12 protein-coding genes are annotated in these 13,810 nt (G+C 38.9%); 6 read left to right on the top strand and 6 right to left on the bottom strand.

Annotated elements, in window-relative coordinates; translation table 11 throughout:
• Positions 1–211: 211 nt before the first annotated feature.
• The 5 genes from QRN68_RS09195 to QRN68_RS09175 all read right to left on the bottom strand — a co-directional run bounded on the left by QRN68_RS09195 (position 212) and on the right by QRN68_RS09175 (position 5,569).
• Positions 212–928 (bottom strand): WecB/TagA/CpsF family glycosyltransferase, encoded by a 717-nt coding sequence (locus tag QRN68_RS09195; RefSeq protein WP_285396522.1) that lies wholly within the window; start codon positions 926–928, stop codon positions 212–214.
• Positions 925–2,196 carry a nucleotide sugar dehydrogenase gene (locus QRN68_RS09190; RefSeq protein ID WP_285396520.1) on the bottom strand — a complete coding sequence of 424 codons (1,272 nt, stop codon included), beginning with the start codon at positions 2,194–2,196 and terminating at the stop codon, positions 925–927. Before QRN68_RS09190 ends, QRN68_RS09195 begins: the two co-directional genes overlap by 4 nt.
• Before the next feature lie 255 nt (positions 2,197–2,451).
• Positions 2,452–3,378 (bottom strand): nuclease-related domain-containing protein, encoded by a 927-nt coding sequence (locus tag QRN68_RS09185; protein WP_285396519.1) that lies wholly within the window; start codon positions 3,376–3,378, stop codon positions 2,452–2,454.
• A 662-nt stretch (positions 3,379–4,040) separates the two neighbouring features.
• Positions 4,041–4,886: a flagellin N-terminal helical domain-containing protein gene (locus tag QRN68_RS09180; RefSeq protein ID WP_285396518.1), complete on the bottom strand. Its 846-nt coding sequence runs from the start codon at positions 4,884–4,886 to the stop codon at positions 4,041–4,043.
• A 215-nt stretch (positions 4,887–5,101) separates the two neighbouring features.
• The gene (locus QRN68_RS09175) at positions 5,102–5,569 is read right to left on the bottom strand and encodes a transcriptional regulator (protein WP_285396517.1); all 468 of its coding nucleotides are present in this window, start codon (positions 5,567–5,569) and stop codon (positions 5,102–5,104) included.
• A gap of 186 nt (positions 5,570–5,755) precedes the next feature.
• Here QRN68_RS09175 and QRN68_RS09170 point away from each other — a divergent pair, with 186 nt between their 5' ends.
• A complete protein-coding gene (locus tag QRN68_RS09170) occupies positions 5,756–7,330 on the top strand; it encodes a hypothetical protein (RefSeq protein ID WP_285396516.1) in 1,575 nt (524 codons plus the stop codon).
• Entirely contained in the window at positions 7,327–10,089 is a 2,763-nt protein-coding gene (locus QRN68_RS09165) for a DEAD/DEAH box helicase (RefSeq protein WP_285396515.1), read from the top strand. The genes QRN68_RS09170 and QRN68_RS09165 overlap by 4 nt, the downstream gene beginning before the upstream one ends.
• A 265-nt stretch (positions 10,090–10,354) precedes the next feature.
• On the opposite strand, the gene QRN68_RS09160 is transcribed toward QRN68_RS09165, so the two are convergent.
• The gene (locus QRN68_RS09160) at positions 10,355–10,774 is read right to left on the bottom strand and encodes a single-stranded DNA-binding protein (protein WP_285396514.1); all 420 of its coding nucleotides are present in this window, start codon (positions 10,772–10,774) and stop codon (positions 10,355–10,357) included.
• A 186-nt stretch (positions 10,775–10,960) separates the two neighbouring features.
• Here QRN68_RS09160 and QRN68_RS09155 point away from each other — a divergent pair, with 186 nt between their 5' ends.
• The 4 genes from QRN68_RS09155 to QRN68_RS09140 form a co-directional block, all read left to right on the top strand.
• Complete coding sequence (locus QRN68_RS09155; RefSeq protein ID WP_285396513.1) at positions 10,961–11,179, top strand: hypothetical protein; 219 nt, start codon at positions 10,961–10,963, stop codon at positions 11,177–11,179.
• A 19-nt stretch (positions 11,180–11,198) separates the two neighbouring features.
• Positions 11,199–11,624 (top strand): YwpF-like family protein, encoded by a 426-nt coding sequence (locus tag QRN68_RS09150; RefSeq protein ID WP_285396511.1) that lies wholly within the window; start codon positions 11,199–11,201, stop codon positions 11,622–11,624.
• Positions 11,625–11,723: 99 nt separating this feature from the next.
• On the top strand, positions 11,724–12,704 hold the full coding sequence (locus QRN68_RS09145) for a nuclease-related domain-containing protein (protein ID WP_285396510.1): 981 nt from the start codon (positions 11,724–11,726) through the stop codon (positions 12,702–12,704).
• A gap of 343 nt (positions 12,705–13,047) precedes the next feature.
• A partial coding sequence (locus tag QRN68_RS09140) for an IS4 family transposase (RefSeq protein ID WP_285396509.1) occupies positions 13,048–13,810 on the top strand: 763 nt, incomplete at its 3' end.

The following is a 13,810-nucleotide window of genomic DNA, read 5'->3' as shown; positions in this document are numbered from 1 at the left end:
CGCTTCGCTTTACAGAAAAATTACTGCCCGTTAATACGAGATAAATTTAAATAACGAAAAAAGCTCAAGCATATGAATGCTTGAGCTTTTTTCGCTTGGGCTACCAACCGTTGTTTCCTTGCAGGGAATTCTATTTATTTCATAGAGGAAATTCCTATACACCTACAGTCTAACACTTTCAATATAAAACGACAATACCATTTTTTAAAAATTATTGGCGTTTTTGTCTTGCCACTTCCAGTAAAAATAATGGAAGTGCGATTTGACGCTTGATACGCTTAGGTTCTTTCATTAATCGATAAAACCATTCAAGGCCAAATTTTTGGAAAATTTCTGGTGCACGCTTAACTGTACCTGCAAGCACATCAAATGATCCACCCACACCTTGATAAATGGTTGGATGTAATTGATCACGATTGGCATTGATCCAGTTTTCTTGCTTTGGACTTCCCATCGCTACAAAAAGTAAATCGGGCTGTGCTTCGTTAATGCGGTCCAATACCTTCTGTTCATCCTTTTCATAGCCGTCCTGTGTGCCGACTATTTTAATAGAAGGGAATAATGATTCTAGCTTTGCTTTTGCTGCATCCGCTACACCTGGTTTCCCTCCGTAAAGGAAAATAGGCTTGCCACGTTTTGCCGCTTCCTCGCAAAGCTTCATCATCATATCGACGCCTGTAACACGTTCACGAATTTGCCCTTTTTGAATTTTTGAAGCAAGAATTACGCCAATGCCATCTGGAATTTGAAATTCCGCATCGTTAAGAAGCTTCTTTAGAGCAGGGTCTTCTTTTGCCTTAATAATCTTTTCTGGATTGATGGCAACAACGAGCGCCTTTTGTTTTTTTTCAATGCGCTCAAATGCCATATCCATTAATTCATCGTAGCCTTCCGTATTGACATTGATGCCAAGTACTGTTTCTTTCATCGGTTTTTCGCATCTCCTAGAAGGTGGAACTGGAAGCCTGCTTCTTCCCATTTATCGCGTTTTAAGCAGTTTTTCGTATCAAAGATGATTTTAGATTTCGTTGTAATTTCTGCAGCTTCTAATGCTTTAAATTCATTATGATCTGTTAAAACTAAAATGATATCTGCATCTTTCGTTGCTTCTTCTATGCTTTGTGTTTGTGTAGCATGTTTGTTTTCTTTAATGTGTGGATCGTATGAAATAACTTCTAATCCAAGATTTTGTAACTCGTCAATAACGATTGTTGATGGACTTTCGCGCATATCATCAACGTTTCCTTTGAAGGCTAGTCCAAGAACAGCTACTTTGCCACCAGCAATTTTGTTTTGATTTAAGATTGCTTGTGTTTTTTGTGCTGTAAAGCTTGGCATACTATCATTCGTATTACGAGATAGGTGAATAATTTGTGCCGTTTCGCCACCAAGCTCTACTAGGAACCAAGGGTCAACTGCGATACAGTGACCACCTACACCTGGGCCTGGGAAGTGAACATTTACACGTGGGTGATAGTTCGCAAATTTAATCGCTTCCCAAATGTTCACATCAAGCTTCTCTGCTAATTTCGCTAGCTCATTCGCAAACGCAATATTTACATCACGGTAAGTGTTTTCCATTACTTTTACTAACTCAGCTGTAGTTGCATCCGTAAGGTGAATTGTACCATTCACAAATGTTTGATAAAGCTCTTTTGTCATTTGTGCAGATGTCTCATCAATACCACCAACGATACGGTCGTTGTTCACTAACTCTTCAAAAATACGACCAGGAATAACACGCTCTGGTGAATGTGATACGAATAAATCTACACCAAATTCAAGATTTGCCTTGATCAGTTCAGGTAGCATAATGTGCTCCACTGTTTTCGGTGGTACTGTCGATTCAAGAATTACAAGGTTACCTTTTTTCAAGTATGGCACAACCGAAGCCGTAGCTTGACGTACATATTCTAAATTCGCTGTATTATCAGGATTGATTGGCGATGGTACAGCAACGATGAACACGTCCGCTTCCTGTGGTGTCGTTGACGCCGTTAGGAAACCTTCATCTACTGCTTTGTTTAAGCGCTCCTGTAATCCGTTTTCTTCAATATGAAGTTTTTTCTCTTGAATACTTTTTACTGCTGCTGGGTTTACGTCCACCCCATGTACTTTTATGCCGTGGTTGGCAAACATTACAGCCGTTGGTAACCCGATGTAGCCAAGTCCAACGACACAAATTGATTTCGTCATTCTCTATTCTTCCTTCCGTTTTCAAAAACGAGTAGTTAAATTATATGTTCTATAAATGCATAGTGCATTTTTGTTCTGCATTATAGTATACATCTTTCAAGGGAAAGTGTGAATCAATTTGTTATTTTGAAGCTGTTTTCTGTGTCCGATTTGCAAAAGTTTTGTTGGTTGGTGGCGGTGGCGGCGCGTTTATCAGCGGTTTTTTGAGTTTTATCAGCGATTATGTTGGTTTTATCAGCGATTTTCTGGGTTTTATCAGCGATTCACGTATAAACCAGACAATTGATACCTAGTGTTCTTGTTAGATCCGCTACGTGGCAATTGTAATTTTTGTAAAATCCGTTTGGTTACATGCCCACTCTCTATAGTCAAAAAATCGCGGCATTCACGATTCGTTATCGTTTCGCCAACAAGCATATAATAATCTTTTAGCGCCTGAATATGAGCATCGGGACATCGATATTGGCACTTCTCACAATGCCAAACTGTTTTCAATTTCTTCATCCCCAACTGACCACAATTTTCACAATGAACACCCCGTCGCAAAGCAGAGACATCAATTTTATAGTATTGGCAAAGTGGAAATGGCGTTCTGTCCCTTAAATGTGACAAAATAATGTGTTTAATTTCGTTCATTGTTGTTGTCTCTTTGCTTTTCTCTATATGTTTATGCAGAAATAGCGGTAGCTCTTTTGCCATTAAAATCGGCAATCCGCTGTCCTCTCGATGAATATTGACATTATTAAAAGGGAAAACAACAGCGCCAAATATAGGTATAGAAATATTTTGCGTATCTAAGAAATGTTTCATTCCTTTAATATACTGTTCAAGTTGAATTTCGGGATGCGTAAAGACATGAACCTCTCCAGATTCTGAGGTACGAATGAGCTGACGCGGGTCATTTTTTAAATGTACAGTTCCACGAATATTTTTAATTTCTAATAGTATGATAGCGTTGGGGACAATTATTAAAATATCGATTTGCATGGGAAGAACAGAGGGAAGAATTACATTGTGGAAAATGTGGCAATCGTTTAATAATGCTGTTTGCCGCAGTTCATTCATTACATATTGCTCTCCAAAATCGCCAGCTTCTTTATTTTTTTGTTCCTGCTGAAGATTTTGATATTGTGGGTGCGTAGGGTGTAACCGAGTCACGAGTGCTTGAAGTCCTTTTGTCAACGGAGATGGTGCGAAGGGTTTTATGATCAATTAATTCTCTCCTTTTCTATTTAAAATTTTGTTAGATTTATCAGATAATTCACGACCCTTGCAGCGATTATAGCATGTCTGTCATCGGTTTTGGTATGTTAATCGGCGGTTTTTACTTTTTATCAGCGATTGAGGTACTCTTATCAGCGGTGTTTTCTTTTTATCAGCGATTCGGGCTCTTTTATCAGCGATGTTTTCTTTTTATCAGCGATTGAGGCACCTTTATCAGCGGTGTTCTCTTTTTATCAGCGATTGGGGTACTTTTATCAGCGGTATTCTCTTTTTATCAGCGATTTAGGCTCTTTTATCAGCGGTGTTCTCTTTTTATCAGCGATTTGGGCTCTTTTATCAGCGATGTTTTCTTTTTATCAGCGATTGCTGCTCTTTTATCAGCGATGTTTTCTTTTTATCAGCGATTACTCCACTTTTATCAGCGGTGTTCTCTTTTTATCAGCGATTACTCCACTTTTATCAGCGGGGGTCTCTTTTTATCAGCAATTGCTGCTCTTTTATCAGCGATATTCACTTTTTATCAGCGATTGCTCCACTTTTATCAGCGGTGTTCTTTTTTTATCAGCGATTGCCGCCCTTCTATCATCGATTACCCCAAATCAAAAAAGGAATCACCTTTACTATCGGGGATTCCTGATTGTTCCGCTTTCGAGTAGTTTTAAGATTGATTGTGCTTGTTGTAGGTGCATTGCTAGTACGTATTGACTTGCCTGCATTAGGATTTGTGCTTTTACCATGTTCATCATTTCTTTTGCGATATCTGCATCGCGAATGCGGGACTCTGCGTCTTGTAAGTTTTCCGCTGTGTTTACGTTTGCATTATAGGCATGCTCTAGGCGATTTTGGTAGGCACCTAGTCTTGAGCGTTCGTTTGACACGCGCTTTAATGCCTCGTCCATAGTGGAAATGGCTTTGTCGGCATTGTCACGAGTTGCAATGGATGTGGTATCATCCAAGCCAAGTGCTCCAGCTCCCATATCGTTAATGAATAGCTCGATGCTTTGACCTGAGTTGGCACCCGCCTGAATTTTAATACCGTTTGTCGAATAATCACCATTCAGTAGGGTCTTTGTATTAAATTCAGTATCCTTCGAGGTGCGCTGAATTTCTTTTTTTAACTCCTGAAATTCTAAATCGAGCTTCTCCCGATCACTATCCGTTAATGTATCGTTGGCCGCTTCGATTGCTAGTTCGCGCATGCGTTGAATCATTGCATGTGTTTCATTCAGTGCACCTTCAGCTGTTTGAACAAGTGAAATACCGTCCTGGATATTTTTCGCTGACATATTTAGTCCACGAATTTGTGCACGCATTTTTTCGGAAATCGCGAGCCCTGCTGGATCATCTGCTGCACTATTGATTCGGTAACCTGAAGAAATTCGTAGCATTGACTTACTCATTGCACCGTAATGTCTGTTCATATTATTTAAGATTGATAAACCCGTTGCTGACCATTTTCCAAGCATAATTTCACCACCTTTATTTTTATTTATATCGGTTTATGTCCAACTCATTTTAGTTAATTTTGGTAATGTATTCTAATTTAGTAGGTTCTATATAGTGATGGTTTCTAATTCATTTCTAATTTCCAGACTTTAGACCTATCAACAACAATTTATAAAAGCACCCGCTTCTCACATGTGAAAAGTAGGTGCTTAATTGCAATACCGTGTATTCAATTTTAGAAACCTCCGAGTTGTTGGTTCTTTTGTTGTAGAAGATCAAAAAAGAGCTCTTTATTGTTATCTAGTAATGCCTGATCGATTAAATAATCATAGTTCTTCTGTTCTAATTCTGTAATGAGCTGATCTACTTCGCCGACAGTCACTGAAGAAACAAGCGGTAGCTGTGGCTTAGGTGTAGCATTTTCAAGAATTGGCGCTAGATGCTCATGAACATTTGTAATTAATAATAATTGATATAGTGGTAGTCGGATAAAACGATTCCCCTTTTGGAAAACAAATACCTCAGATAAATTTTCAATTTGCTGTGTATTCAAGTTGATAATCATCTCTTTACCTTCAATCGGAATGAAATGAAAAATCTCATTCTCTTTTAAAATAGAGAAATATTGATAAGCAAACACTAGACGTAATTTATCTCCAGTGATTTTTGTGTAAAATGGCTTCATATATTGAACTTGCATCATCATTTATCCCTCCCTTATTTATCTGATTATTCAGATTTTAACACATATCAATAATCTTGTTAACTATCTTCTCCTTGATTTTTTTCTTTCAAATCATTCGGCTTATCATGTCCGTATTTTAATCGTATAATGGAAGGACAGTCTTTTTTCCTTCATACTTAAATGTCCACTGAAAGGAGTGAGGTTATGGCATTGTCTATTGCCCAAATAGCTAAGGAACATCAAGAGTTTGTCGTTACCAAGTTAAAGGAAGCTGAACAGGCATTACATCCTTCCTCTACTGAAGACGAGGAGCTAGTGCGTCGTGCTGTTTTTTCGGTGCGGAATAAATCAGTTGTCTTTGAACGTTTTAATGGAGCAAGTTTTATATTATATGCAAGCGTACAGGATGTCAGACCTGCTTCTGTAGAAATTGATTTTGCTAAAGAGGAGTTGAGCTGTAACTGTCCGCAGCTGAAATGGTGTAGACATCAGGTTGGCGCATTACTTGCCCTTTATCAGTATTTTGATTCTGTGCAAGATTGGTCAAGTGCTTGGCGTGCGCAAAAATCAGTGCAATTAAAATCATTAGCAGATGAGCGGAGTCCAGAAAGCTGGCAATTGATGGTCAATGAAATAATGAAACGATTATTGCCACCTGGGCGTATTCTAGATGGCTATGGTCTTTCTGCTATACGGACTGATGCATTAGAGAGACTTCGACGACATCTACCATTCGAGCGTGAGTGGCAGCCACTTTATAAGCTTTTCATGGAGTTATCCATTTTTAATACGATATGGCGTCATGTTAATGAAACACAAGGACACTCGTTGGATTCTCCTTATATGAAATATTTTATTGATCAAAGTGTACAATCATTCGAAAGTTTACTGACAGAGTTAACTGGTCGTTCACGACTTTTTGCCACTGACCCATTTTATGATGCGCTTCAGGAACTAGTCAGAGAGTTTTTATTGGAACGACAAGGATTGTTTGCTAATCGACTTCAAATTTATATGCTGCTTTGGGCAGTACTTTTTTATGAGAAGCCGCGACGAGAACGGGAATTAGCACTTATAAATAACCTTGAAGATCCTTCACCAGAAATTTCCTTGCAGTCATTAAAGCTGCTATTTTATGTACTGCTACAAAAAGAGAATTTATTACAGGAAAGCATTGCACATATTGATGTACAACAGATGACGGATCTATTTGAGCTGGCGACTTTTGCAAAGCGAGCTGGCGAGTCATATTCACAATCAATCATTTTACGTGCGATGCTACCATTTACCGAAGTCTTTTTACAGCAAACTGTACCAGTTGTACAGCGAGCTCATTACGTACGGCAATTTCAGCTTTTGTATGAAGATATACAGCTTACGGAGGAAGAGGAAGTTACATTATATAGTGCATTTGGTGTTTACGGGCTTCAGCCGTTTTCATTCCTTCTTATTAAAAAGGGACGTTACCGTGATTGGGCAGCTCTCCATCAGTTAAATCCTTCCTCCCTTTCTTATTTAGAAATGTGTGGACTAAAGGATGTGCTACAAACAGCTCCTGCAACAGTATTGCCCTTATATCATCTATATGCCATGGCTGAAATTTCACAAAAATCACGTATGAACTATAAACAAGCTGTACGAATTTGGAAAAGTATGCGCAGTGCTGCAAAACGTGCTGGCAAAACGGCTTATTTTGAAACATATATGCAAACAATTCGTGCAGAGTATAAACGACTTCGTGCATTACAGGAAGAAATTGAGAAAGGAAACTTAGTATGATGACTATAAATGCTCCTTCCCCGTTTTCAAAAAACCTACAGCTACGTATTGAATCAGTTCAGGAAGGATATTTTACGTTACAGGGCTTTACTGCTGATGGTGCAGCAATGGATGTAGACTCACTTATTTCTTCATTATTTTTTAACTATGAGGCGAATATCTATGGTCTTTTAAGCAATCGTACGGATCTTACCGTTGAAGTTTCAACCTCTGAGCTCCTAGATATTTTTTCATCGCGTTTTCAACATCCTTTTATTGAATGGTACGGTGCGAACGCAGAAAGTCAGGTATGGCTAGAAAAAGCGTCGGCTTTACAAACGTATTGGCAGGAGCCCTCGCTCTGGTCGTATGCTGCAATTGCAGATGATTTTTCTTCGCTAACATTCCCTATAGACGGTATAGATACAGCTTTATTAGAAATGGCCGTGCAGCAAAAGCTTGGCCAAGCAGGTCTTATACTATCTGATTTACCAAAGCTAGTGCCATTTTTCTTACGTGGTGGTTGGCCATTAGAGCAGGAACGACAGGCAGGTGCAGTTACTGTCTCCCTACGCTTAAGTGAACCTGAGGAAGATTCAGATGTTTGGCTTCTAGAAACGGTACTCAGTACGGCTACGACCAAAAACTACTGGACGCCTGCAATGCGAAAGCAGTCGCTACCAATCGCTGACGCTCTACCGGCAAAATGGCAGATGTATGCTGAAGCTATTAAACAACAACAAGGACAAATTGTAGATCTTCTTTCTATTGAAGATTTACGTAGCGATATTTTCATCCGTATTATGCTTGAGGATTTACAAGTTCGAACATTTTTACGTGAAGATTTAGCAAGATTACAGGCACTCGGCTTTGATGTTGTATTACCAGCTTGGCTAAAGGATTTAAAACAGTCAAAAATGCGTGTTCGTGTAAGTACTGGTAATGTATCGACAAAGAAGGTTGCTGGACTAGATGATATTTTAACGTTCAAATGGCAGTTTTCTATGAATGGACAGTCCATTTCACCTGAGCAATTTAAAAAGCTTGTGGAGGAGAAACGTGAGTTCATTCGTATTGGTACAGAGTGGTTTCGTGTAGATGCGAACTGGATGCACGAAATGCGTACGTTGATGCAGCAAGCAGAAGATGAAAGCTGGACTGTTCGTGAATTGCTATTTCGTGAGCTACCAGAGGATTTATCCTTACCTCTTGACGAAGAGGATCCTGATGATGCATTGCGAGATGACCCGATTTTTGCATTTGAGTTGCAGCAATCGCTTAGATCCTATATGGAGCAGCTACAGGAGAAAAAAGGGCTTCCAACAGTTCAGGTTCCTATATCTTTGCAAGCTGAATTACGTCCTTATCAGCACGAGGGCTTTGAATGGCTTGTCTTCATGCGTGAACAAGGCTTTGGTGCTTGTCTTGCTGATGATATGGGTCTTGGTAAAACCGTTCAGCTTATTTCATATTTGCTTCATCTCTATGAAACGATTGAGGATACAAAACCATCCATCATCATTTGTCCTACTTCAGTGCTAGGCAACTGGCAAAAGGAAATAGCGCGTTTTGCTCCTTCCTTAATTGTGCATACGCATTATCAGGCAAATCGCGCGAAGGAGGATGTTTTTAAACAGCTGGTAGAAAGAGAAAAACCACATGTAATTTTATCTACCTACGGCACGGTATCACAGGATGCTGAGTTTTTACAGGAAGTGGATTGGGCAGCAGTTGTTCTAGATGAAGCTCAAAATATTAAAAATATGCAAACACTACAGTCAAGAGCTATTCGTAAACTACATGGTATGCATCATATTGCCCTGACAGGTACACCAGTTGAAAACCGTTTATCGGAGCTATGGGCAATTTTTGACTTTATTCATAAGGGCTATTTAGGTAGCTTCGGTCGCTTTAACGAAGAATTTATTTTACCGATAGAACGAGATGAGTCGGAGTCACATAAACAGAAGCTACGTGCAAAAATCCAACCATTTTTACTTCGTCGCACAAAGCGGGATCCAAACTTACAGCTTAACTTACCAGATAAACAAGAGTCTCATGAGTTTTGCCCATTAACAACTGAACAAGCTTCTCTATACGAAGGTTATATATTAGAGACGCTCGATCAGCTTGAGCAATTAACAGGTTTTCAAAAAAAGGGACGCGTCTTAAAGATGCTCAGTAAATTAAAGCAATTATGTAATCATCCTGCCTTGTATTTAAAAGAACCTATCGAGGATGCCGAAACAATACTAACTCGTTCTGTAAAATTAGAACGTATCGTACAAATGGCTGCAGAAATCGTGGACAATGGCGAGCAGTGCCTCATTTTCACACAATATATTGGAATGGGACAATTACTACAGCATTGTTTTAGTGAACTATATAATGTTGATGCTCCTTTCTTAACAGGTGCAATGCCTAAGCAACAGCGTGACCGTTTAGTAGAGGCTTTTCAGGCAGGCGAGTTCCCAATATTTATCCTTTCCTTAAAAGCAGGTGGAACAGGGTTAAATTTAACGGCTGCAAATCATGTATTACACGCAGATCGCTGGTGGAACCCTGCCGTTGAAAATCAAGCGACAGACCGTGCATATCGTATTGGGCAAACACAATTTGTGCAAGTGCATAAGTTTGTGACAATTGGCACCATCGAAGAGAAAATCGATAAAATGCTGGCCCAGAAATCTGCATTATCAGAAGAACTAATTCAATCAAGCCAGTGGTTAACTGAGCTAGAAGATCATGAACTTCGTGATTTAATGATGCTGGATTATTAGAGGTTTGTAGTGCGCCAAGAGCAGAAATGTTCTTGGCGCTCTTTTTAATTTCACGAATTTCAGTGGATTATTGTTGTTACTTCTTCCCTACTTACTTCATATTTATATTTAGTTGTGTAAAATGATCATCGATGTGCGGTCTTCAGCAATGATCTACGTTAATGAATGGTATACATCATTCCTTCCTATTCATTACGGTGCAAGTAATAAAGGAGAATGGCGGATCAGACAACTTGTACTTGCTCCGTATGTACCATTTAGGATGCTATACTACAGGTAATTGTATTTCTTCAGGTAGCACAAAATCCTTTAAGCCCTCCTGCTCATCAGGTGGCTTTGGTGGCACAATAGCTCCGTCACTATCCCTTGGCTTAAGCTGATAAAATCGGACATCTTCTACGACTACTTCTGTTATAAAAACCTTTTTGCTTGCTTCATTTAAAAATGATCTTGATTGAATACGGCCATTTACTCCAATCAATGAGCCCTTTCCGCAATATTTCACGATATGCTCTGCCAGCCTTCCCCAAACTGAACATAGTATAAAGTCAGCATCTACTTCCCCTCGACTGTTTTTGTAATTGCGATTAATGGCTACAGAAAAATGTGTTTGTACGCGATTTCCAGATAAGTGTCGCAACACAGGATCTTTTGTTAACCTTCCGACCATCCCGACTTGGTTCATTGGTTCACCTCCTTTGCTTTTGATTGCTCTCATCTTACAAGAAAGAATCCAACATTGACAAAAGTCGATTTTTATCATTTCCTTCATTTTTTAATCATAAATTGGTTATATTGAGGTTTTTACTTTTCAATAATTTAAACTTTTCTTGAACTGAATGCTTAAGACTGTAATAGCCAATGCTAATTGTTGAAATATGCAATTTCGCTGTTTTTTTTCTTTATTCAGCTCCTGTGGCAATTTATCTGTAGCGAAAGCAAAGCGACAGCTACAAATGTTTTCTGTGCGAAAGCAAAGCGACAGCAACAATTAAGCCAAGACGTAATTGATACAATGCGCGAACAGCCAACATTGACCCTATCGCAAACAAGGGCAATTGGAATATGTTATACTAAAAAGGATGACTGACTTAGGAGGATATTACATAATGAAAACATTTAAAATGCTTTCCTTTGACCTTGTCACAAAAGATGGCATCCAACCATTCCCTTTAGTCGATGGTATTATTATTAACCAGGAAAACAGCCATCAATCTTGGATTCTTGAACTGTTTATGGACCGACAATATCGTTCAACTTTTGATGAACTTTTAGCGAATGCTACTGTTTTTAATGTACGTGCAGTTATTTCATCCCCAGATAATGATCCCGCTCCTTTCCATGTTGTCGTACATAAAGTTCAAGAAATTGGCGAGCACATCTCTGTACTTTTAAAAGGGACGTTAAAGATAAAACGCTCAAAATATGCAGAGCAATTATTAGCCGAGCTATTAGCTGAGGGAGTTTCTTTAGATCAGCTATTGGAACGCTTCTCACACGATATGAAAGAACGACCAAAACTAAAAAATGATTGAACTTGATTTAACGATGCAAATTTCTGCATCGTTTTTTTATTGGACAGGTGGAGATTTTAATGTAAAATACGATTTAAAAATTATAGGAGGGAACGACATATGAATATTGCTATTAGAGAGAAACCTATAAAATTAATGTGGTTAGAGGCGTTAAAAAGAAGGTTAATAGAAAAGGATATAGATTTTAGCTATTATAATGAACAATTTCGAAGAGTCGACGCAGGCTTTGCAGGTGAAAGCAGAGTTGACCGTGAGTGGCTTGAATTAATATGCCCCTATACTTTTTTCGTATTGCATAATTTAAATCTAATGAATTCCGCACAGCATTCACATCAACTCGATACACTTTTCATTTGCACTAATTTTATGCTAGTTGTTGAGATTAAAAATATTAACGGACGTCTTGATTTTGACGATATTACTCACCAGTGTATACGAACGAAGCCAGACGGAACAGTTGAGGGTTTTCCTAATGCGATTACTCAAACCCAACGACATATGCAATTTCTAAAAGTTATTTCTCAAAACTATTCTCTCCCCATTGAGGGTGCAGTGATCATTGCTAATCCCAATGCCATTATTGCAAGCCACCCAAATACAATTCCAATTTTTCATGTCTCAGGACTTCAAAAACATCTTCATTCCCTTTTTAAAAAATATTCACAAGCTTTTTTAAGTGATAAACAGCTAACTCAACTTACTCAACACCTTCTTAGTAGACATCAGCCATTGAAAATTCAGGCTCCTATCGATCCTTCGCGATTTCGTCATGGCGTGCTATGTTCGAAATGCCAGTACAAGTTTAAAATGCATTATGTTCGTGGTCTTTGGATATGCTCGCGTTGTCACTATGCAAGCGAAGAGATTTTTGCTGAAGCCTTGCAAGATTACCGATATTTAGTTAGACCAACCATTACAAATAAGCAGTTACGAGAATTTTTCAATATTCATTCCAGTGATGCTGCAAATCGCTTACTTAAAAAATTTCAATTTCCCTTTAGTGGTTCTTATAAAAATCGCGTTTATCATTTACCTGAAAATTTAGTGGAATATATGAAGCCGTTTTTCCGCTCTTCTTGAGGTGTTGGTTTGCACGCACAGGAGTTCATCCTTTGTGTGCGTGGGGCTGATTCTCCACACTTTACGCGCTAGCCGTGGATATTCACTCTGCCCGCGGATATTTACCCTCTTCGCGCGGGTATTTCACTCGCTTCCGCGGGTATTTACACTTGTCGCGCGGGTATTCACTCCTTCCGCGGGTATTTACCCCCTTCGCGCGGGTATTCACTCCTTCCGCGGGTATTTCCCCCCTTCACGCGGGTATTTCACTCGCCATAGCTGTCAACTTAAGAAAAGAAATGTGTATTTCTTTCAAAAAGTTGGTATAGATAAATACCAACTTTTTTTGAAAGGAGCATTTTTTATGACAACACCAAAAAATGTACAGTTACTCCGTAAGTTATTTGAATTCATTCGTCCTGAAAGAGTCGATGAAATTGCAAAGGAAACTGGCTTTATCAAAAGGAAGCGTCTTGTAACAGCAAGTGATTTTCTTTCTTTACTTTTTCATGTTCATGGTAATTTAGCAGATTGTACGATTCAAGATTTATGTACAAAATTACTAACAGAACAAGATATTTTGATTAGTCGTGCAGCTGTTGATAAAAAATTCACACCTGAAGCTACTGCTTTTTTACAGGGGGTCATTCAAGAGTTCTTACACGAACAACAACAGCTACAGCTTCCTACGCTCTCTTTATCGGATCCATGGCCGTTTACAAGTTTTCGTGTGTTAGATTCCACTACCGTGAGCGTGCCAGAGCGTTTCAAAAAGCGCACACAAAAGACCCAACAAGCAACAGCGAAAATTCAGTTTGAATACGATGTTTTTTCTGGTCAGTCGACATTTCTTCACGTCGCTTTCAAAAACATCAATGATGCTAAAATTGGCGCCAGTAGAATTCCGTTTATTGAAGAACGAGAACTTTGTATACAAGATTTAGGTTATTTTAACTTTGAAAATTTTAAAAAGATAGCCGGAAAAGAGGCATTTTTTATCACAAAGGCGCGAACAGATGCGTATGCGGCATTTAAAAATCCATTCCCCTCTTATCATCCAAATGGTGAAGTGATTCAAAGTAGTTTGTACCACCGCATTGATTTTGTGGCACTTTGTGAAAAGCTAG

It is taken from the genome of Lysinibacillus sp. fls2-241-R2A-57 (genome assembly GCF_030209535.1).
GTDB lineage: Bacteria > Bacillota > Bacilli > Bacillales_A > Planococcaceae > Lysinibacillus.
This window is presented reverse-complemented; position numbering and strand designations above follow the sequence as displayed.

Excerpts from the sequence above, each read along its gene's own strand:
- QRN68_RS09195 (WP_285396522.1), bottom strand. The coding sequence starts at position 928 with ATGAAAGAAACAGTACTTGGCATCAATGTCAATACGGAAGGCTACGAT.
- QRN68_RS09190 (WP_285396520.1), bottom strand. The coding sequence starts at position 2,196 with ATGACGAAATCAATTTGTGTCGTTGGACTTGGCTACATCGGGTTACCA.
- QRN68_RS09180 (WP_285396518.1), bottom strand. The coding sequence starts at position 4,886 with ATGCTTGGAAAATGGTCAGCAACGGGTTTATCAATCTTAAATAATATG.
- QRN68_RS09175 (WP_285396517.1), bottom strand. The coding sequence starts at position 5,569 with ATGATGCAAGTTCAATATATGAAGCCATTTTACACAAAAATCACTGGA.
- QRN68_RS09170 (WP_285396516.1), top strand. The coding sequence starts at position 5,756 with ATGGCATTGTCTATTGCCCAAATAGCTAAGGAACATCAAGAGTTTGTC.
- QRN68_RS09165 (WP_285396515.1), top strand. The coding sequence starts at position 7,327 with ATGATGACTATAAATGCTCCTTCCCCGTTTTCAAAAAACCTACAGCTA.
- QRN68_RS09160 (WP_285396514.1), bottom strand. The coding sequence starts at position 10,774 with ATGAACCAAGTCGGGATGGTCGGAAGGTTAACAAAAGATCCTGTGTTG.
- QRN68_RS09150 (WP_285396511.1), top strand. The coding sequence starts at position 11,199 with ATGAAAACATTTAAAATGCTTTCCTTTGACCTTGTCACAAAAGATGGC.
- QRN68_RS09145 (WP_285396510.1), top strand. The coding sequence starts at position 11,724 with ATGAATATTGCTATTAGAGAGAAACCTATAAAATTAATGTGGTTAGAG.